The sequence below is a fragment of the Phycisphaeraceae bacterium genome, from assembly GCA_019636675.1.
GTDB lineage: Bacteria > Planctomycetota > Phycisphaerae > Phycisphaerales > UBA1924 > JAHBXC01.
On record JAHBXC010000001.1, the window covers coordinates 1,277,143 to 1,295,997 of the forward strand.

Genomic DNA, 18,855 nt, shown 5'->3' on the forward strand with positions numbered 1-18,855 from the left:
GCGGATGGAAGTCGAGAAACCGGGGATATTCCCGGGAGGGCCGGGATCCGCTAAGATCCGGAGTCCCCGCTGGCCAGGGAGGGTGGCCGCAGGGTGGAGTTTCGTTCACGCTCCGATCAACCAAGGAGAGGAAACACGATGTCGTTCAAGATCACCACGGCCGCCGCGGGCGCGTTGCTCGCGCTGGCGTCGCACGGCGCGCTCGCGACGGGCGTTCAGTACGCGTACGACGACGGGATGGGCAACACGAACCAGGGCCCGCCCTCGTCGTTCAATCCGGACATGCTCTGGGGCAATTACTTCATGACCCAGCCGGGCGGCGAGGTCATCACGCAGATCTCCGTCGCGTTCGGGCCGACCTTCCCCTCGCTGGCGAACGGGCCGGTCACCTTCTGGCTGCTCAACGACCCCGACGACGACTTCGACCCGACCAACGCGCAGGTGCTGACCAGCGTGCAGGCCACGCCCGATGTGTTCAACAACAACTTCTTCACCGTCGACATCAACCCGACGACGGTGAGCGGCGGGTTCTTCGTGGGCGCCAGCGCGCAGCTTCTGGGCGGGCAGGACCGCCCGGCGCGCGTCGACACGAACTCGTCGGGCGAGAACTCCTGGTTCTTCTACGCGCCGTCGATCGCCGACACGATCAATGACCTCGCCTCGGCGCCCTTCTTCACGCGCAACAACAACACGCAGTTCGTCGTGCTGCCCGGCGCCTTCATGGTGCGCGCCAACGCGATCCCCACCCCCGGCGCGCTCGCCCTGTGCGGCGTGGCTGTCGGCGTGATGGGCGTCCGGCGCAGGCGCTGATTCTCCAGCACACCGCGCCCTGAGGCGCGGAATTTCTCAGCACAGCCACAGCCCCGAAAAACCGCGTTTTTGACGCGGTTTTTCTCGTTTTCCGGCTTGAGTCCCGGAACCGGATGTGGCATTCTTCGGAATCAGATCGCGGCGACCGGCGCGGCGGCAAGGGCCGACGACCGGCGCCTCACCAAGGGAGAGACACGAATGCGTCACCTGAACACACTGAGCGTGCTCGTCGCGGCGTCGATCGCGACCGCGGCGGGAGCGGGCAACATCCTCGTCAGCGAAGACTTCGAGACCGGGACCGGGGGCTGGCAGCTCCAGGGCCATGAGATGCTCTTCCCCGGGGGCAACCCGGGCAACTACCTCGGCATCCCGCTGATCGATTCGTTCGGCATCACCTTCGGCACGAGCGACGCGTCCTCGCCGCTGATCGGCGATCTGACCGGCTATGCCGGGCTCGAGATCTCGTTCGACATGCGCACCTTCCAGTTCCGTAACTTCGCCGGCGAGCCGATCGACCCGGCGTCGCGCCCGCTCGTGCTGCAGTTCATCGACCGCGGCGACCCGGACGACTTCCTCGACGATGTGTCGGTCTACATCGTCGGGCAGCACATCCCCTACGAGAAGGACGGCTGGTCGCGCATCACCTTCAGCGTGCCCACCACCACGGGCGACCTGCTGCCCGCCGGCTGGGGCGGGACGGGCGACGAGGACCCGGACACCTTCGAGCCGATCCTGCCCTCGAACCGCACCTTCGAGAGCGTGATGGCGAACGTGGACGAGGTGATGATCTCGACCTTTGTTCCCGGGTTCTTCTACGGGTTCGCGTTCTGGGAGGTCGGCGTCGACAACCTCCTGGTGCGAGAGATCCCTGCGCCCGGCGCCGCCGCGGTCCTGGGCATCGCTGGCGTGGGCATGCTGCGCCGTCGTCGCGCCTGACCGCACCGAACCGAGTCTCCGCATCGGAGGGTCATCACACCTCCGCGATTCCTCCAGCGGGGGCGTTCCGGGAACGGGACGCCCCCGTCTTGCCCCCTCGGGACTTCAGGAAAACGGCTCGCTCTTGGCCATCGCTTCGACGTGGCGTCGGGCGTCCTCCATATCCTGCGCGACGCACTTGATGAGCGTCTTCTTCATCAGCGGCATGGTGATCGCGCTCAACGCCTTCGCGAGGAAGGAGACCGGCTGCCCGGTGAACTCGAAGGTGACGGTGGTCCCGATCCCCTCGGGCGCGAAGTGGAAGGCGGAGGTGTAGCGGGCGCCGTGGGACGCGGCGGTGAGGGTGACCCGGCGCGGCGGCTCGAACTCGGCGATGGTCATCTCTTCGGTCGCCTCGCGCCCCATCATGACGCGGGTCTCACGGAAGCGCGTGCCGACGCCCACCGGGGGCGGGGTCAGCATCTCGACCCGGCGGATCGCGCTGATATACGACGCGGCGTTGGGGAAGTCGGTGAACACCTCGAAGACGCGCTCGATGGGAGCGTCGACGTGCGATGAGACGGTGATTCCGTACATGCGCGGCCTCCTGTCGCGGGCAGTCTACCGCAGAATCCTTATGAACGCAGCGAGAGGGCGAGGACGGCGAGCCACGCCAGCGCGTGCAGGCACACGATCGCGCGTGCGGTCCAGACGAATCGGCGTTTGGCGCGGGCGTCGGTCTTGTGGCGCAGCGCCCGGCGGGCGAGCAGGCCCCCGGGCCACCCCCCCGCCAGGTCGGCGGCGTGCAGGGTTCGCTCTGGGATCCGCGATCGCGCGCGCCGAACGCCCGACGCGTTGCGGACGGCGCGACGCTTATCGATCGCGTAGAGCGCCGCGGACACGACGCTCGCCAGGGCGTACCAGGCGGCCACGATGATCGTCCAGTGAGGCACGGGCGGAGCGTACCACGCACGGGCGGTAGGATGGGGCGATGGAGCGACGCGTCGAACAGCCACGCAACCCGGACAGGCAGCGCCGTGCGCAGCGGGCCGTGCTCGGGGGCGTCGCGGTCAGTGTGTCGCTGGGGGTCGTCAAGCTGCTGGCGGGCGTGCTGGGCAATTCGTCGGCGATGATCGCCGACGCGGTCGAGTCGTTCACCGATGTGGTGGCGGCGGTGGTGGTGTGGGGAGGGCTGCACGTCTCGGCGCGACCTGCGAGCGAGCGACACCCGTACGGGTATGGCAAGGCGGAGTCGCTGGCGGCGGTGATCGTCGCGCTGCTGATCCTCGGCGCGGGCGTCGCGATCGCAGTCCACGCGACGCGCGCGATGTTCACGGCGCACGACGCGCCGGCGCCCTGGACGCTGCTCGTGCTGCTGCTGGTGATGCTGACGAAAGAGGCGCTCTTCCGCGCGCTGCGCGCCGAGGCGCGGCGCGCCGGGAGCGACGCGCTGCACGCCGACGCGTGGCACCACCGGTCGGACGCGCTCACCTCGCTCGCGGCGTTCGTGGGCATCCTGATCGCGGTCGTCGGGGGCGAGGGCTGGCAGATCGCCGACGAGATCGCGGCGCTGTTCGCGGCGGGCGTGATCGTCTCCAACGCGCTGCGCATCCTGCGCGCGCCGGTCCGAGAGCTGCTCGACGCCCACTCGCCCGATCTCGCGCTCGAGGCGCAGCGCATCGCCGGAGAGGTCGAGGGCGTGCGCAACGTCGAGAAGGTCTTCGCTCGCAAGAGCGGCGTGTCGCACTACGTCGACATGCACGTCTGGGTCGATCCGGCGATGAATGTGCAGCGGGCGCACGAGCTGGCGCACCGCGTGAAGGACGCGGTGATGCTGGCCATTCCGGATGTCGAGGATGTGCTTATCCACATCGAGCCCGACTCGCGCCGCGAGGGCGGCGCTTCGCAGCGCGACGCCTCTTCTCCATCCTGACGCGCGCCGGGCGTGGTGGCGGAAAGCCGCCGGGATAACACTCTTCTGACGAAGGACTTCGCGTGCATATGCGCTTGCGTCCGACAGCGCCTGCGCCAGAGTGTGGTGTTGTTGCCCTCGGGCTCGGGGCCGGGTCGCCGGACCGTCCGAGGGGTCGATCCCTCTCCGGCCAGCGCCGGGCGTGACACAGGACTTTCAGGAGCAGATGCCGATGCGCACCACCACCCTCGCCCTCGCGGGCGTCATTGTCGCTTCGATCTCTGGGCTCGCCAGCGCGGGCTCGGTCGTCGCCAACCCCGTGCTCGACTCGGGCTCGTTCGCCGGGACGACCGTCGCGAACGCGCGGTTCCGACTCGACGCGACCAACTGGGACATGCGTCTGGCGAACACCTCGAGCCCGGCTGTCGGCGATGCGACGAAGAACATCTCGAATAATGTCGCACAGCTGGCCGGGTCGTGGGCGTTTCAGCTCTCGTTCGCGTCGGCGACCGGCGACATGACCTTCACGCTGACGGATATGGATCAGGCGAGCAACCTCGGCTCGCACTCGCTGACGATCAACCGCGCGGGCGAGTCGTTCAATCAGATCCAGGTCGCCGCGGTCGCCGAGACGCTGAAGGGATCGCACCTGACCTTCGGCGCGTTCTCGTTCTCGGGCGCCACGCTGGTGGACGGCGCGTCGATCGATCTGGACCTCGTCGCCGGCAGCGGCGATTCGTTCAAGAACGCGTACCTCGTCGCGAGCGGCGTGGACCTGGCGGCGATCGACTGGGCGCTGTCTGGCACGCTCGACATCGCGAAGGGCACGAGCACCTCGCAGGAGCGCCCGGCGTTCAACATCTATGTGCAGCGGAGCGACGCGGTCGTGGCGCCCGTGATCCCGACGCCGCTCGGTGGCGCGATGGGGCTCGCGGGGCTGTGCGCGATCGGGGCTCGGCGTCGTCGCCAGGGGTGAGCAGAAGAAACAGCATCGCACCTGTTCAGAAATGGCCGCTTCCAGCCGGCGTCGCGATCGCGAGGCGCCGGCTTGTATTTCTTGATATTCCACTCCGGTTCTGCGCGCATTTCGCCCATTCTCCCGGAAGATGAACGAACCGTGAAGACCGTGCGCTCGGAGGCCGCAAACCCAGCGTTTTCATAGGTTTTCGTGAGTTGAATCGGCTCGGCGCTTCGGTACTGTCAGCATTGCTTTCCGGCGTGTCGCCGGGGCATGCGGCTGCGTCGTCATCGCGAATCGACGGGCCGAGCGTCCTTTGTGTATTGGAGAGAGACTCGTGAAGAACTTCACCTTTGCTGTTCTTGCCGTCGCGGCCGTTGCCGCGACCGCCGGGACCGCGACGGCGGCGAATGTCGTCGCCAACCCGACCCTGCAGTCCGGATCGTTCAGCGGCACAACCGTCGCGAACGCGCGTTTCCGGACCGACGCCACCAACTGGGATATCGGCATCGGGCCCAACAGCAGCCCCCCGACCGGCTGGGTCACCAAGAACATCGCCAACGGCCAGGGCGCGTTCACCGGCGACTGGAGCTTTGTGCTCAGCCACAGCGCCGGGAGCGACACCCTGACGCTCTCGGTGTCTCACCTGTCCGGCTCGCTGGGCACGCACTCCGTGACCTTCAACAATTTCGACACGTCCTTCAACCAGATCCAGCTGCAGAGCCAGTCCGACGCCGGCGGCGCGGTCAGCTTCAGCTCGTTCTCGTTCACCGGCCTCGATGTCGCCAATGCCGGCAGCATCAACATCGACAACTCCGGCGGGCAGGGCCTGGCGTACCTCGTCTCCACCGGCGTCGACCTCGTGTCGTTCGACTGGACGATCGGTGGCTCGCTGTCGTGGCTCGACCAGGCCGCAGGCGAGCGTCCGGTGTTCAACATCCGCCTCCAGCAGTCCGACGCGGTCGCGGCGCCCGTCATCCCGACGCCGCTCGCCGGCGGCCTGGGCCTGGCGGGCATGGGCTTGATCGTCGCCCGTCGTCGCCGCGCCTGATCGCTGAGCGCTCTCCTGCCCGGCGTCAGAGCCGGTGAGTTCGACAGACAGCAGCACGGGACCGGGCGCCTCGACGGGCGCCCGGTTCATTTGGCCGCGTGTCACGCGTTCCGGCGGGCGATCGACCGGGCGAGTTCCCGGACCTCGCGCAGCGCCGCGAGGTGGCTGGGGGACAGCGCGCGTGCGCCGGTTCGGGCGCTCCGGGCCGGGGCGTCGTCGCCCAGCCCTGCGCCCTGGAGTGCGCGGACCTTGAGCATGATGAGTTCGCGGATCTCCTGCGCGTTGTCGACGCCCTCGATGAGCCCGTGGTGCGAGCCGAGCGATCCGGCGGTGGCCGGGTGCCCTGACGCGCCGCCGCCCCCTGCGGTCTGAATGGTCACGTTGGCGACGCCGAAGTAGCGCTGGAGCGGGCCCTGGCGGACCTCGACGTTCTGGACGTTGTCGAACGTGAGGGTCTTTTCCTGGATGACGAGCACGCCGCGTCGGATGCGCACGCTGCGATCGCTCATGACGTACCAGGTGGTGTCGTAGCGCAGGTGGAGCATGACGTACGCGATGATATCGGGGATGATCATCAGCGCGAGCCACGGGACGAGCAGCCACATCGCGAGCGTGGGCTCGTTCGCGAAGACGATGATCCATCCGACGAGAAGGAAGAGATCGACGAGCGTCGCGATGAGCCAGAACTCGAACTTGCGCAGTCGGAGCCAGTTGGGCGAGGGCCGGAACGCGCGGACGGCGTCGCCCGAGCCGGCCGGCAGGCGTGGCGGCGCGTCGGGGACGGAGAGCCAGTTCGTCAGCACGCCCCAGACACCTCGATAGACCCACTCGGCGGCGCGGTCGGGCATGTGTTCACGCGGCGCGTTCATGGGCGTCCCCCGTGTTGCGCGGCGAGGACTCGGAGCGCATCGCGGATGTCGTGGAGTGTTTCAAGGAGCTCGTCGTGCTCGACGGGGGCTTCGGGCGCGTCTGTGTCGCCGGGCTGGCCCTTGGCGCCGCGCATGCGCTGGTAGAGGAAATCGCGGAGCTTCTCGGGTTCGAGTATGCCGATGATGGTCATCTCGGCGGCGGCGCTGCCGCTGGCGGTCTGGACGGCGACATTGGCGAGGCCGAGCCATCGCTGGATGAGGCCGCGCGTGACGTGGATGTCCTGGATGCGCCGGTAGGTGAGGTTGATCTCGCGCTTCCAGAGGAGGCCCCAGCCCATCCGGACGCCCTCGTCGTCGAAGGAGTACCAGAGGGTGCGGTACTTGATCCACTGGGGGATGAAGGCGAAGGGGAAGAAGACGAGCGCGAAAAGCGAGCTGATGAAGTAGTACTGCAGCAGGCGCGGGTCTGGCCTGGTGAGCGTGCGCGGGTCGAAGGCGGGGTTCGTCATGACGACAGCATACTTGGGGAGCGTGGCGGTGCGCTTTCGAGCGTTCGCGGGCCCTGCGCAACGACGAGCGGGCGGGGCGCTTCCGCCCCGCCCGCCGGCGTGTGTCCTGATTCGGTTGCTGCCTGCTGCGGCGTCGTTTACGGGGCGAAGGTGGGGCACTCGAGCCCGAACCAGGAGAGGATCTGGTTGAGGTCGGTGAAGTTCACCTCGCCGTCGGCGTTGGCGTCGCCCGGACAGCCGTCGGGCATGGAGGGGATGCGCAGACCCGTGACGACGGCGGAATCGCCGGTGTTGAGCCGGATGATCGCGTGGCCGCCGACCTCGTGGAACGCGGCGTTGGTGAGTTTGTGAATGGTGCGCGTCGTCATGCCTGCCTGGACGGGGGCGGCGTCGAAAAGGAAGCGGATGCTGTCCCCGCCGCTCATGCGGATGACGGTGCTCGGCCCGACCTGGCCGGGTCGGTCGAGGCGGTAGTCGACATTCGTGGAGTACCCGATGTAATCGAGGAACTCGACCTCGACGATGGTCTGGCCCGCCGCCGCCGAGGTGTTGATGATGCGCGTCTCGAAGATGAGCACATCGAGGATGTTGCTGCGCGAAACGACCTGCTGCAGCGTGCCGTCGAAGATCGGGTTGCCGGCCTGGTTGTAGACCCGGAAGGGGAAGTTCTGGGTCGCGACGACGATCGTCGCGTCGAGGTAGGGCTCGGCGGCGACGGTGGTGCCGTTGAGGGGGGCCTGCGCCGAGTGGAGCGGGATCGCTGCGGCGGGCAGCGCGCCCAGGGTGGTCATGACGGCGGCGGCGAGCGTGAATCGTGTGGTGTTCATGTGGCTTTTCTCCTGGCTCATGGCCCGCGGTGCGTTGATGGGAGCGCTCAATTGCAGGCCTGTCCGAAGCTGGAGAGCGCGGCGTTCAGGTCGGCGAAGTTGATGATGCCGTCGCGGTTCAGATCGCGTGCGCAGTGCGGCAGATACTGCGGTGAGCGCAGGCCTGAGATCGTCACGCTCTCGCCGGTGCTCACGTGGATCGTGGCGGTCCCCTCGATGAGCGTCTGCTTGGCGTTGGTGAGCAGGTAGAGCGGGAAGTGGTCGACGCCCTGGGGGAGGGAGTTGTCGAAGAAGGTGAAGGTGACGGAGTCGCCGTTGCCCGAGCGGATCGCGGCCTCGGGACCCGTGACGCCCGGCAGGTCGGTGCGGAAGTCCACGTTGGTCACGAACTGCGAGTAGCCGGAGACATCGAGCCGGGTGACCTTCGCGGAACTGGAGACGATGTCGCGGATGCGATAGTCCATGACGAGCATGCGGAAGGTCGCGCTCATGTACACGCGCTGCTCGAGCCTGCCGGTGAGGACGACGGCGTTGGACGCGTCGCGGACCGCGAAATTCCACTGGAAGGCGCTGACGACTCCCTGCGCGTCGAGCCACGGCTCCTGCGCGAGCGTGACGCCCGCGAGGGCGATCTGCTCGCCGTCGCGGAGTGGGGCGGCGAGCGCACCCGACGCGCCGAGGAGCGTGGCGGCGGATGCGGCGAGGATGGATGTTGCGTGTCGCATGTGGTTCCGTCTCCGAGCGCGATCTTCGGTCGCCTGTGGTTATGGGCGGCTGTGCCCGAGGCTTGTGTGCGCGATGACTCTCGCACGCTCAGAGGATTGTCGTGACGCTCCCGGCGCTTTCAGTTCGGGACAAAATAAAACGGCCCCGGCGCCGAGTTGGGCGAGGGGGCCGGGCGGTGTCCGAGGGATTCGTTCAGGGAACCGACGGGGGCGGGCAGGTCGTGCCGAAGGCGGAGAGGACCTCGTTGAGGTCGGAGAAGTTGACGACCCCGTCACGGTTCACATCGCCCCGACAACTCGGGCAGGGCCGGCCCGGGGCGAACGCCGGCAGCACGACGAAGTCGCCTGTGTTGAGGATGATCGCGACCGATCCGTGGTCGTTGTACTCGGCGGCGTCGGTGAAGACATAGAAGAATCTGGACGCGACGCCGGAGAAGAGCAGCGGGTTGGCAAAGTCGAACTCGATCGTGCCTCCGGTGTACGCGCGGCTGGCGCGGCTCGGGCCTGTTGTGCCGAGTCCGTCGAGACGCCAGTTCACGTTGGCGCCCGAGCCGGAGTGCTCCGAGATCTCGACGCGAGCGACACTGCCGTTGAGGCCCGGCTGCGTGTTGAAGATGCGGTGAGAGAAGACGAGCGTGTTGGTGACGACAGAGCGTTCGACGCTGAGGGAGATCTGGCCCTGGAACAGCAGCGGCGCGCCGCCCGGGCCGGTGATCGAGAAGGATTGGACCGATGTCGCGACGTTGACCGTCGCGAGCGCCGGTTCCGCGGCGACGGTGGTGCCTGCCAGGGGTACGTTCGTCGAGCCGGGCGGCAGCGGGACCGCGCCGGCGAGCGACGTGAGAGAGACAGCGGCGACGAATGCGGATCCGGCGCGCACCATACGGGTTGCGTTCACGATGACCTCCTGCCCCGGGACGGTTGCCGACGGCGTCGGACTCGCCGATCCCGTCGACACACGGGAGCGCCGTCTGCGTCTTCACTCTACTGCTCGGCCAGAGCGGCCGCAAGCAAGCGTCGCGTCTCTCGGTCCTTTGCCGCTGCTGGGGCGGGACTTCTTCCTTTGGCTTCGTCACCTTTCGGGCATAAGGGCGCGACGCTGGGGCTGGAGGTCCGAGCGCGCGGGATGTGGGTCGCGAATCCCTACAGACTGCGAACTGTTTACTTAGGCCGTGTCGGCGGCGCCCACGATGATCGCGCTGTTCTTGGCCCCGAAGGCGAGGCAGTTGACCAGGACCGCCCGCGCATCTGAAGGGCGGGACGCGAGGGGCGTGTAGTCGAGGTCGCAGGCCGGGTCGGGCTCGAAGAGGTTGATCGTCGGCGGCGCGAAGGGGCCGGCGTCGGGGTCGTCGAGACTCGCGAGCGCGCCGATGGACGCGACGACGCCGGCGGCGCCGCTGGCGCCCTGTGGGTGTCCGATCATGGACTTCACGCTCGACGCGGCGACGGCGCGCGCGATCGACTCGCCGAGCGCGAGTTTGAGTGCGAGGGTTTCGAGCTCGTCGTTGAGGCGCGTGCCGGTGCCGTGGCACTGGACGGCGCCGATGTCGTGCGGCGTGAGGCGCGCGTCGTCGAGGGCGAGCGAGATCGCGCGCACGCACTCGGCCATGTCGGGTGCAGGGCGCACCCGGTGGTGCGCGTCACAGGTCGCGGCGTAGCCGAGGATGCGCGCGATCGGTGGCGCCTCGCGCCGGCGCGCGTGGTGTTCGCGCTCGAGGACGAGCGCCCAGGCGCCCTCGCCCAGGAGAAAGCCGTCGCGTGTCGCGTCGAACGGGCGAGACGCGGACGAGGGTCGGGCGCGCGGATCGTCGCTCGATTCGTCCCAGGGCGTCGACGAGATCACGCCCAGGAGCTCCATCGAGAGCAGGACCTCGTCGCGGACATGCGCGTCGGCGCCGACGACCAGCACGGCGTCGGGCGCGCCCGGGCTGTCGGATCGCAGCGACTGGGTGGCGAGGCCGATCGCGTCGCTGGAGCTTGCGCAGCCGGTGGAAACACAGAGCGAGGGGCCGCGCAGGCCGAGTCGGATGGAGAGCTCTCCGGCGAGATTGCCGTGGGTGGCGTTGGTGATGCTCCACAGCGAGGGTCGCTCGCCTTCGTGGGCGCGCCGGGCCTGATCGAGGGTGAAGTCGATCCCCCCGCCGCCGGTGCCGAGGACGAGCCCGACGCGGCGCGCGCGGTCGCGCAGGGCCGGGTCGGATTCGGCCTGGGTGAAGTCGGGCAGGCGCGCGTGCGCGAGGGCTTCGCGCGCGGCGGCGAGGGCCATGGGGATGAGTCTGGGCAGTCGTCGGAGGTCGGCTTCGGGCAGGACGCTGGAGGGGACGAAGTCGCGGCAGACGGCGGCGGCGCGGGTCCGCACGCGCGGGTCGTTGGGGTGGTAGGCCGAGACGCCGCTGACGCCGGCGCGCAGCGATCGTGTGAACGCGGGTGCGCCGACGCCGATGGGGCTGACGGCGCCGAGTCCTGTCACGACGATGCCTTCGCGTGCCGGGGGATTCACTCACTGCCTTTCGATCGCGCCCCCGGGGTGGACTCCGTTCGAGTGTACCAGAGGCGAGAGAGGCGAAAAAGAACGGCGCCCGGCCAGTCATGGGCCGGGCGCCGTCACGGATAATGCGCAGGGGGATCTCCTGCGCGGGTCAAAGGGACAGTGGGATCAGTTGCAGTCGGTGCCGAATTCGGAGAGGACGCCGTTGAGGTCGGAGAAGTTCACGACGCCGTCGTTGTTGACGTCGGCCGGGTTGCCGGGGCCGGTCTGGCCGAAGGCGCTGAGGACGACGTTGAGGTCGGAGAAGTTCACGACGTTGTCGCCGTTGGTGTCGGCGGTGAGGGTGCAGGAAGCCGGGCCGACGATCGCGGCGGCGATGGTGGCCGGGCCGCCGCTGCGGTACATGGTGATGGTTGCCTCGCTCTGCTCGGGGGCGGAGGACGAGGTGAACCAGAAGGAGTAGGTGGTGCCCCAGCGGAGCGCGTTGGCGTTGGGGTTCTGCGCGAAGCTGTCGGTCATCCAGGACTGGACGCCGCCGCTGTTGCTGGAAGCCCAGGGGGTGTTGGAGAAGGGAGCGGCGCCGTTGTGGCCGTCGTTGGAGTGATAGAAGGGCGAGTGGAAGCCGACGTTGGTGAGGGTGGAGTTGCCGACGGGGACGCTGAACCCGCGACCGGAGAGGTGCGAGTCGAGGTTGTGGACGGCGTACTCGTAGCGCCAGGTGCCGTCGCCGTTGTCGTAGGCGCGAGAGGCGACGATGACGCGACCGTCGCCGGGGACGTCGATGTAGTCGAGCTGGACGTTGGGATCGACGTCCTGCCAGCCGACGATCGCGGGCTTGGTGCGCTGGGTCGCGCTCTGGAAGGAGGGCTGGAGAGACGTGTTGAACGCCACGCGACGGTACGACGCGTTGTTCCAGCCGTTGCCGGCGGCGGCGTCGTCGGGGGTCACGTAGTGACCCTCGGCGAAGTAGATGGCGCCGGTGTTCTGCGCGGGGGTGACATCGGTGGTGAGGACCTGGAGGCGGCGGCCGATGGTGCCGGGGTAGGAGGCGTTGAAGAAGGGATAGTTGAAGAAGCCGGTGGCGGCGTTGACCTGCCAGCGCGGGCCGAGGTTGCTCTGGCTCGCGTTGAGAGAGGTGGAGTAGGGGTCGGAGCAGAAGATGCCGAGGCGGCTGCCGGTGCCCGAGCTCTGGCAGGGGTTCTGCGCGGTGGCGCAGAGGTTCTGCTGCAGGGCGGTGAAGCCGTGCTTGAGGTGGGACATGCCGATCATCATGAAGCGGCCGTCCTTGAGGCGGTAGAGGTTCTGCCCGATGACGGGGTGCTGGTTGTTGCTGGAGATCCAGAGCAGCTGGGCGTCGCCGATGTTGCACGAGGTGGTGCCGATGGCGTAGGCGGTGATGCCGCTAACGGTGCCGTAGAGGCCCATGCCGTTGAGGTCGCCGACGATGACGTCGGGGCCGATGCCGCCGCGGGGGCAGTCGGCGCACGCGCCGCTGGTGGCGCCTGCGGCGTAGTCGTGCATCACGTCGATCTCGATGCCGTTGGCGGCGAGCTGATCCATGATGGCGTCGGCCTCGGCAGACTGGCCCATGTCACGGAGCATCTGGGCGAGGCGCGCCATGGTGGTGGCGTCGTTGGGGTCCTCTTTGAGGGCGGACTGGATGGCGCCCAGCCCGAGCTCGTTGACGACGGGCGTCTCGGCGGCGAGCGCAGCGGAGGGGACGGCCACAGCAAGGCCGACGACAGCGAGGAACGGATATCGCATCATTCACACTCCCTTTTCGATCCCACGGACAGTGGACAGTGACAGCACAAACAGGAATGCCCCAGGGGACCGCGAAGTCCGCTGGGGCGGTGTTCATATCGCCGAACGGGGCGTTAGTTGCAGTCGATGCCGAACTCGGAGAGGACGGCGTTGAGGTCGGAGAAGTTGACGGCGCCGTCGTTGTTGACGTCGGCCGGGTTGCCGGGGCCGGTCTGGCCGAAGGCGCTGAGGACGACGTTGAGGTCGGAGAAGTTCACGACGTTGTCGCCGTTGGTGTCGGCGGTGAGGGTGCAGGTGGCGGCGGGAGCGACGACGCGGGCGGTGATGCTGCCGCCGTTCTTAAAGAAGCCGATGGTGGCGTCGGTCTCCTCGGGGCCGGCGTTGGCGGTGAAGCGGAAGTTGTAGAGGGTGCCCCAGCGGAGGGCGAAGGAGTTGGGGCCGACGTCGACGAGCGACCAGACCATGTCGGAGCCGCTGACCTGCGAGGTCCAGGGGGTCATGTCGTAGGTGACGCCGCTGATGCCGTCGCCGGAGTGGTAGCGAACGCCCTTGAAGCCCATGCCGGTGATGTTGGCGGAGCCGACGGGGACGCGGAAGTTACGACCGGAGGCGTCGTTGTTGAGGTTGTACACGGCGTACTCGTAGTCCCAGGTGCCGTCGCCGTTGTCGTAGGCGCGGGAGGCGACATAGAGACGACCGTCGGTCGCGGGCTCGACGATGTCGAGGAGGACCTCGTTATCGATGGCCTTCCAGGCCTCGATGGCGGGCTTGGTGCGGACCGTGGCGCCCTGGGTGGCGAACTGCGCGCCGATGGGGCGGATCTCGCGGTAGGAGGCGTTGTTGCCGCCGTTGCCGGCCTGCGAGTCGTCGAGGGCGATGTAGTGGCCCTCGGCGAAGAAGCGGTTGGCGGGGTAGGGGTAGTTCGTCACGTCGGTGACGGCGACGTTGATGCGGCGACCGAGGGTGGCGTCGGAGTACGAGCCGCCCTGGAACGGATACGCGAACTGGCCGGTGAAGGGGTTGACCTGCCAGCGGGGCCCGAGGCGGGACTGCTGGCCGTTGAGGGACGCGTCGTAGGGGTCGGAGCAGAAGATGCCGAGGGTCTGCATGCAGCCGCCGCCAGTGGGCTGGCAGGGGTTGCCGGGGGTCTGGCAGATGCCCTGCTGGAGGGCGCAGAAGCCGTGCTTGAGGTGGCCGATGCCGATCTGCTCGAAGCGACGCCCGTCGTAGCGGTACATGTTCTGCGCGATGACGGGGTGCTGGTTGTTGTTCTGGAACCAGTTGAGGATCTGGGTTCCGACGTTGCAGGAGGTGGTGGCGATGGAGTAGGCGCGGAAGCCGTTGGACTCGCCGAAGTAGCCGACGCCGGGGAGGTCGCCGACGATGACGTCAGCGCCGGTGTTGCCGAGCTCGCAGCCGACGCAATCGCCGCGGGCGATCTTGGCGCCGGGATAGAGCATGTCTTCGATGTTGGGGTCGAGTTCGATCGCGTCCATGATCATGGCGCGTCCCTCGGCCTCCTGCCCGAGCTCGATGAGCATGGACGCGAGACGAAGGCGGGTGGACGCGTCGCCCTGACCGGCATCGACGATGTCGGCGAGCGAACGGATGATGTCGGCCTGGGTGACGGCGGGGGTGGCGGGAACAACTTCGGCGACTGCGCCAGCCGACAGGATCGCGGCGGCGGACAGACCGAACACAAATCGTCTTTTCATCTGAATGGTCCTCAGTTCTCGTGACAGGTACAGAGATCCCGGGCCAGACCGGGGGTACACCCATGCTACTTCATGAAACCGGCTCTGCAACACAAAAATGGCCCTCCGGGAAGATTCTCTTTGCCGGATATTCGGTGCCTGTTATCCCCTGATGACGGCGAGCCCCGACCCGGCCTCACGGGGAGAGCCGGCGCGTTCGCGACCGCCAACCTGGCAGGCGGCAAGGGGTTCCGGCATGCCGAAGGCGTCACAAATCGCGCCAGGTCTCACCCGGGGGCGTGGAAACGCCGATCTTGGACAATCTTCGCCGGACATCCACGGCGCCACGCTCGCTCATGTTCTCAGACGAAATCCTCACCGGCGCGTCCTCGGGCAATCCCTGAGACCACGCGCGACGAACCTAGTCTTGCACAGACGCGTCCTTGCTGGACGCAACGCCTCCAACCCCGGGCGCACCCGGGGCCTTGAGCAGGGAGAGCAGACATGTTTGAACGCTTCACCGATCGCGCGCGCAAGGTCATGGCTCTGGCCAACCAGGAAGCGCAGCGTTTCAACCACGAATACATCGGGACCGAGCACATCCTGCTCGGGCTCGTCAAGGAGGGCTCCGGCGTCGGGGCCAACGTCCTGAAGAACCTCGACGTGGACCTGCGCAAGGTCCGGCTCGAGGTCGAGAAGCTCGTGAAGCCCGGGCCCGAGATGGTCACGATGGGCAAGCTGCCCCAGACCCCTCGCGCCAAGAAGGTGATCGAGTACGCGATCGAAGAGGCGCGCAACCTCAACCATAATTATGTTGGCACCGAGCACCTGCTGCTGGGCCTGCTGCGCGAGCACGACGGCGTGGCCGCCCAGGTCCTGATGAACCTCGGGCTCAAGCTCGAGGAGGTCCGCGAGGAGGTGCTGAACCTCCTGGGCGCCGGCATGGACTCCGACGACGCCGAGGCCGGCAAGGGCGCTGGCGGGCCGACGGGCGAGCCCGGCGAGGCGATCGCCGGCGCGCCCGGCGCGGGCCCGGACGGGCGACGCAGCCGGTCGAAGACCCCGGCGCTGGACTCGTTCGGTCGCGACCTGACGGAGCTGGCGAAGGAGGGTCAGCTGGACCCGGTGATCGGTCGCGCCAACGAGATCGAGCGCGTGGTGCAGATCCTGTGCCGTCGCACGAAGAACAACCCGGTGCTGCTGGGCGAGGCGGGCGTGGGCAAGTCGGCGATCGTCGAGGGCCTGGCGCAGCTGATCGTGAGCAACGAGGTGCCGGAGATCCTGTCCGAGAAGCGCCTGGTGGTGCTGGACCTGGCGATGATGGTCGCCGGGACGAAGTACCGCGGGCAGTTCGAGGAGCGGATCAAGGCGGTGATGAACGAGGTCCGTCGCGCCAAGAACGTGATCCTGTTCATCGACGAGCTGCACACGCTGGTGGGCGCCGGCGGCGCGGAGGGCGCGATCGACGCGTCCAATGTGCTCAAGCCCGCGCTGGCTCGTGGCGAGATCCAGTGCATCGGCGCGACCACCTTCGACGAGTACCGCAAGTACATCGAGAAGGACGCGGCGCTGTCCCGTCGCTTCCAGCCCATCACGGTCGACCAGCCCACGGCCGATCAGACCGTCGAGATCCTCAAGGGCCTTCGCGACAAGTACGAGGCGCACCATAGGGTGCAGATCACCGACGACGCGATCAAGGCGGCGGTCGAGCTGTCGGGCCGGTACATCACCGGTCGCGTGCAGCCGGACAAGTCGATCGATGTCATCGACGAGGCGGGCGCTCGGGTGCGTCTGCGCTCGATGAGCAAGCCGCCGGATCTGTCCGACCTCGAGGAGCAGATCGAGCGTCTGTCGATCGAGAAGGACGAGTCGGTCAAGAACGCCGACTACGAGCGCGCCGCCGAGCTGCGCGACAAGGCCGAGCAGCTGCGCAAGCAGAAGGAAGAGATGCAGCGCAAGTGGCGCGAGGAACGCGCCCGCGAGGTCGACGGCACGGTGGACGAGGAGGTCATCGCCGAGGTGGTCTCCAAGATGACCGGCGTGCCCCTGACCCGTCTCGAGAGCGAGGAGGCCGAGCGCCTGCTGCGCCTCGAGGCCGAGCTGCACAAGAAGGTCATCAGCCAGGACGACGCGGTCAAGGCGATCTCTCGCGCGCTGCGCCGTGCACGCGCCGGGCTCAAGGACCCCAAGCGCCCCATGGGCTCGTTCATCTTCGTCGGGCCCTCGGGCGTCGGCAAGACGCTGCTCTCCAAGGCGCTGGCGCACTTCATGTTCGGCGACGAGGAGGCCCTGATCCACCTCGACATGTCCGAGTACATGGAGAAGCACAACGTGAGCCGCCTGATCGGCGCGCCCCCGGGGTACGTCGGGTACGAGGAGGGCGGGCAGCTCACCGAGCGCGTCCGTCGTCGCCCGTACTCGGTCGTGCTGCTCGACGAGATCGAGAAGGCGCACCCCGATGTGTTCAACATGCTCCTCCAGATCATGGAGGAGGGGCGCCTCACCGACTCGTTCGGGCGTCACGTCGACTTCCGCAACACCGTCATGATCATGACCAGCAACATCGGCGCTGATCTGATCAAGGGCGGCGGCGGGTTCGGCTTCAGCAAGCGCGACGAGCAGCAGAACTTCGACAGCATCAAGTCGGTGCTCAGCAAGGAGATCGAGCGCTACTTCCGCCCCGAGTTCATCAACCGCCTCGACGAGGTGATCGTGTTCCGTCCGCTCAACCGCGACGACCTGGTGCACATCATCGAGCTGGAAGTGGGCAAGGTGTCGAACCGGCTGAAGACCACGCACAACATCACGCTCGAGCTCGACCAGGCCGCGAAGGACTTCCTCATCGAGAAGGGCTACAACCCCGACTTCGGCGCCCGCCCCCTCCGCCGCGCGATCGGCCAGTACATCGAGGACCCGCTCTCCGAGCAGCTGCTCATGGGCGACCTCAAGGACAAGGCCGGCGTTCGCGTGACGCGCAAGGAAGGTCAGGACCACCTCTACTTCGAGTCCGAGGACCGTCCTGCGGAGAGCGCGAGCGAGAAGGCCGCGGAAGCGAGCGCCGGCTCGACCTGACGCGACGCACCCGCACTCCCCCCCCACGACCCCACCGACGCCCGCTCGCGACCTCGCGCAGCGGGCGTTTTTCATTCCGGTGCGAGTGTCACAGAAATGATCCACGCGCCATCCACGAGATTTTCTTGCGCGTTGACTGATTCGGATGATCTGGTAGGTTGGCGTGATGCGCCCAACGCCGCGTCGCGGCATCCCGGGATGTGTGCGCAGCGTTCCTCGCGATCGCGCGTTTACGCTTGTCGAGCTGCTGGTGGTCGTGGCGATCATCGGGGCCCTGACGGGGCTGCTGATCCCTGCGCTGGGCTCGATGCGCGCGATGTCCCGTCGGGCGGCGTGCGCGACGAACCTGCGCGAACTGCACAGCGCGACCATGGCGTGGGCCGCCAGCAACAAGGACCACCTGCCCGGGATCAACACCACCGGCCAGCCCTATCTGCGCCTGCAGGACTCGCTGCGCCTCACCGGCAACACCTCCCCCACCACACCGACCTCGGTGTTCGACTGGATCAGCCCGACGATGGGCGACGCGATGGGCTTCTCCCCCAACCGCGCCGAGCGCACGGCGCAGATCTTCGATCGCCTGGCGTGCCCCGACTCCCGGCGCATGAACAACGCGCTCTACGGGCCCACGAGCGTGCCGGACTTCGCGGATTTCGATCGCATCCACCGCTCGGGCCCGGGGTTCAGGCAGATCTCGTACTTGTCGCCGGCGTCGTTCCATCTGATGGGCAAGCGCGACACGGGCAGCCCGTGGACCTCGCCCACCGGTGGCTGGCACTACCCCTATCGCGGGCCGGTCGAGACGCCCTCTGCGTACAAGCCCCGGACCTACGCCGTCGGCGCGCCGGCGGCGAAGATCTGGGTCGCCGACGGGACACGCTATGTCGCGTCGCCCACGGTTCTGGACTTCGATGTGAACCCGCGACCCCACTTCTACGGCTCGTTCACCTCGAGCGGGCCGATCTATGTCGGGTCGACGGCGTACGGGCAGGACCCCAGCCAGGTCGAGTTCCCGGGCGGGCAGACCGCGGAGCGCGTGCTGCCTCGCAGCGTCTACCCGCACAACGCGCGCCGGTCGTACCGGCACTCGGGGTCGATCCAGGCGATGTACTTCGACGGCCACATGGACACACTCACCGAGAAGCAGTCTCGCACCGACGCGCGCCCGTGGTACCCCAAAGGCAGCCGCTTCACGGGCATCCGCGCGACGAGCGACTCGCTCAACTTCCACACCGTCGGTGAAGAACTGAACTGAGCGGGC

The 18,855-nt window shown here is 67.9% G+C and carries 17 protein-coding genes; 7 read left to right on the forward strand and 10 right to left on the reverse strand.

From position 1 onward, the window contains the following. Nucleotides 1-138 precede the first annotated feature (138 nt). Together KF684_05510 and KF684_05515 are read left to right on the forward strand one after the other, a co-directional pair. A complete protein-coding gene (locus KF684_05510; GenBank protein ID MBX3352371.1) occupies nt 139-810 on the forward strand; it encodes a hypothetical protein in 672 nt (223 codons plus the stop codon). A 198-nt stretch (nt 811-1,008) separates the two neighbouring features. Continuing rightward, nucleotides 1,009-1,746 carry a hypothetical protein gene (locus tag KF684_05515; protein MBX3352372.1) on the forward strand — a complete coding sequence of 246 codons (738 nt, stop codon included), beginning with the start codon at nt 1,009-1,011 and terminating at the stop codon, nt 1,744-1,746. Between the two features lie 105 nt (nt 1,747-1,851). Here the strand turns inward: KF684_05515 and KF684_05520 are convergent, their stop codons facing one another. Both KF684_05520 and KF684_05525 read right to left on the reverse strand, forming a co-directional pair. Continuing rightward, entirely contained in the window at nt 1,852-2,322 is a 471-nt protein-coding gene (locus KF684_05520) for an SRPBCC family protein (GenBank protein MBX3352373.1), read from the reverse strand. Nucleotides 2,323-2,360: 38 nt separating this feature from the next. After that, nucleotides 2,361-2,678, reverse strand: a complete 318-nt coding sequence (locus KF684_05525; protein MBX3352374.1) for a DUF1294 domain-containing protein — start codon at nt 2,676-2,678, stop codon at nt 2,361-2,363. Between the two features lie 38 nt (nt 2,679-2,716). Here KF684_05525 and KF684_05530 point away from each other — a divergent pair, with 38 nt between their 5' ends. From KF684_05530 to KF684_05540, 3 genes are all read left to right on the forward strand, one after another. Continuing rightward, a complete protein-coding gene (locus KF684_05530) occupies nt 2,717-3,658 on the forward strand; it encodes a cation transporter (protein ID MBX3352375.1) in 942 nt (313 codons plus the stop codon). A gap of 211 nt (nt 3,659-3,869) precedes the next feature. Continuing rightward, nucleotides 3,870-4,613: a hypothetical protein gene (locus KF684_05535; GenBank protein ID MBX3352376.1), complete on the forward strand. Its 744-nt coding sequence runs from the start codon at nt 3,870-3,872 to the stop codon at nt 4,611-4,613. Between the two features lie 319 nt (nt 4,614-4,932). After that, on the forward strand, nt 4,933-5,646 hold the full coding sequence (locus tag KF684_05540) for a hypothetical protein (protein MBX3352377.1): 714 nt from the start codon (nt 4,933-4,935) through the stop codon (nt 5,644-5,646). Nucleotides 5,647-5,747: 101 nt separating this feature from the next. Here KF684_05540 and KF684_05545 read toward each other — a convergent pair whose 3' ends face one another. The 8 genes from KF684_05545 to KF684_05580 form a co-directional block, all read right to left on the reverse strand. Beyond that, nucleotides 5,748-6,515, reverse strand: coding sequence for a PH domain-containing protein (locus tag KF684_05545; GenBank protein MBX3352378.1), 768 nt, complete (start codon nt 6,513-6,515; stop codon nt 5,748-5,750). Next, nucleotides 6,512-7,024, reverse strand: a complete 513-nt coding sequence (locus KF684_05550) for a PH domain-containing protein (protein ID MBX3352379.1) — start codon at nt 7,022-7,024, stop codon at nt 6,512-6,514. Before KF684_05550 ends, KF684_05545 begins: the two co-directional genes overlap by 4 nt. A gap of 137 nt (nt 7,025-7,161) precedes the next feature. Further along, nucleotides 7,162-7,851: a hypothetical protein gene (locus tag KF684_05555; protein ID MBX3352380.1), complete on the reverse strand. Its 690-nt coding sequence runs from the start codon at nt 7,849-7,851 to the stop codon at nt 7,162-7,164. Between the two features lie 47 nt (nt 7,852-7,898). Beyond that, on the reverse strand, nt 7,899-8,576 hold the full coding sequence (locus tag KF684_05560) for a hypothetical protein (protein ID MBX3352381.1): 678 nt from the start codon (nt 8,574-8,576) through the stop codon (nt 7,899-7,901). A 193-nt stretch (nt 8,577-8,769) separates the two neighbouring features. Continuing rightward, nucleotides 8,770-9,474 carry a hypothetical protein gene (locus KF684_05565; protein MBX3352382.1) on the reverse strand — a complete coding sequence of 235 codons (705 nt, stop codon included), beginning with the start codon at nt 9,472-9,474 and terminating at the stop codon, nt 8,770-8,772. Between the two features lie 267 nt (nt 9,475-9,741). Then, the gene (locus KF684_05570; protein MBX3352383.1) at nt 9,742-11,046 is read right to left on the reverse strand and encodes a beta-ketoacyl-[acyl-carrier-protein] synthase family protein; all 1,305 of its coding nucleotides are present in this window, start codon (nt 11,044-11,046) and stop codon (nt 9,742-9,744) included. Between the two features lie 186 nt (nt 11,047-11,232). Continuing rightward, complete coding sequence (locus tag KF684_05575) at nt 11,233-12,831, reverse strand: hypothetical protein (GenBank protein MBX3352384.1); 1,599 nt, start codon at nt 12,829-12,831, stop codon at nt 11,233-11,235. Nucleotides 12,832-12,941: 110 nt separating this feature from the next. After that, nucleotides 12,942-14,543, reverse strand: a complete 1,602-nt coding sequence (locus KF684_05580) for a hypothetical protein (protein MBX3352385.1) — start codon at nt 14,541-14,543, stop codon at nt 12,942-12,944. A gap of 483 nt (nt 14,544-15,026) precedes the next feature. On the opposite strand from KF684_05580, the gene KF684_05585 reads away from it, so the two are divergent. Next, nucleotides 15,027-17,594 (forward strand): ATP-dependent Clp protease ATP-binding subunit, encoded by a 2,568-nt coding sequence (locus tag KF684_05585; GenBank protein MBX3352386.1) that lies wholly within the window; start codon nt 15,027-15,029, stop codon nt 17,592-17,594. Between the two features lie 166 nt (nt 17,595-17,760). Then, nucleotides 17,761-18,849 carry a type II secretion system protein gene (locus KF684_05590; protein MBX3352387.1) on the forward strand — a complete coding sequence of 363 codons (1,089 nt, stop codon included), beginning with the start codon at nt 17,761-17,763 and terminating at the stop codon, nt 18,847-18,849. The last annotated feature ends 6 nt before the right edge of the window (nt 18,850-18,855 follow it).

Coding starts and splice junctions, on each gene's coding strand:
- KF684_05520 (MBX3352373.1), bottom strand. CDS start 2,322: ATGTACGGAATCACCGTCTCATCGCACGTCGACGCTCCCATCGAGCGC.
- KF684_05555 (MBX3352380.1), bottom strand. CDS start 7,851: ATGAACACCACACGATTCACGCTCGCCGCCGCCGTCATGACCACCCTG.
- KF684_05585 (MBX3352386.1), top strand. CDS start 15,027: ATGTTTGAACGCTTCACCGATCGCGCGCGCAAGGTCATGGCTCTGGCC.
- KF684_05545 (MBX3352378.1), bottom strand. CDS start 6,515: ATGAACGCGCCGCGTGAACACATGCCCGACCGCGCCGCCGAGTGGGTC.
- KF684_05515 (MBX3352372.1), top strand. CDS start 1,009: ATGCGTCACCTGAACACACTGAGCGTGCTCGTCGCGGCGTCGATCGCG.
- KF684_05590 (MBX3352387.1), top strand. CDS start 17,761: ATGCGCCCAACGCCGCGTCGCGGCATCCCGGGATGTGTGCGCAGCGTT.
- KF684_05510 (MBX3352371.1), top strand. CDS start 139: ATGTCGTTCAAGATCACCACGGCCGCCGCGGGCGCGTTGCTCGCGCTG.
- KF684_05530 (MBX3352375.1), top strand. CDS start 2,717: ATGGAGCGACGCGTCGAACAGCCACGCAACCCGGACAGGCAGCGCCGT.
- KF684_05575 (MBX3352384.1), bottom strand. CDS start 12,831: ATGATGCGATATCCGTTCCTCGCTGTCGTCGGCCTTGCTGTGGCCGTC.
- KF684_05580 (MBX3352385.1), bottom strand. CDS start 14,543: ATGAAAAGACGATTTGTGTTCGGTCTGTCCGCCGCCGCGATCCTGTCG.
- KF684_05550 (MBX3352379.1), bottom strand. CDS start 7,024: ATGACGAACCCCGCCTTCGACCCGCGCACGCTCACCAGGCCAGACCCG.
- KF684_05560 (MBX3352381.1), bottom strand. CDS start 8,576: ATGCGACACGCAACATCCATCCTCGCCGCATCCGCCGCCACGCTCCTC.
- KF684_05535 (MBX3352376.1), top strand. CDS start 3,870: ATGCGCACCACCACCCTCGCCCTCGCGGGCGTCATTGTCGCTTCGATC.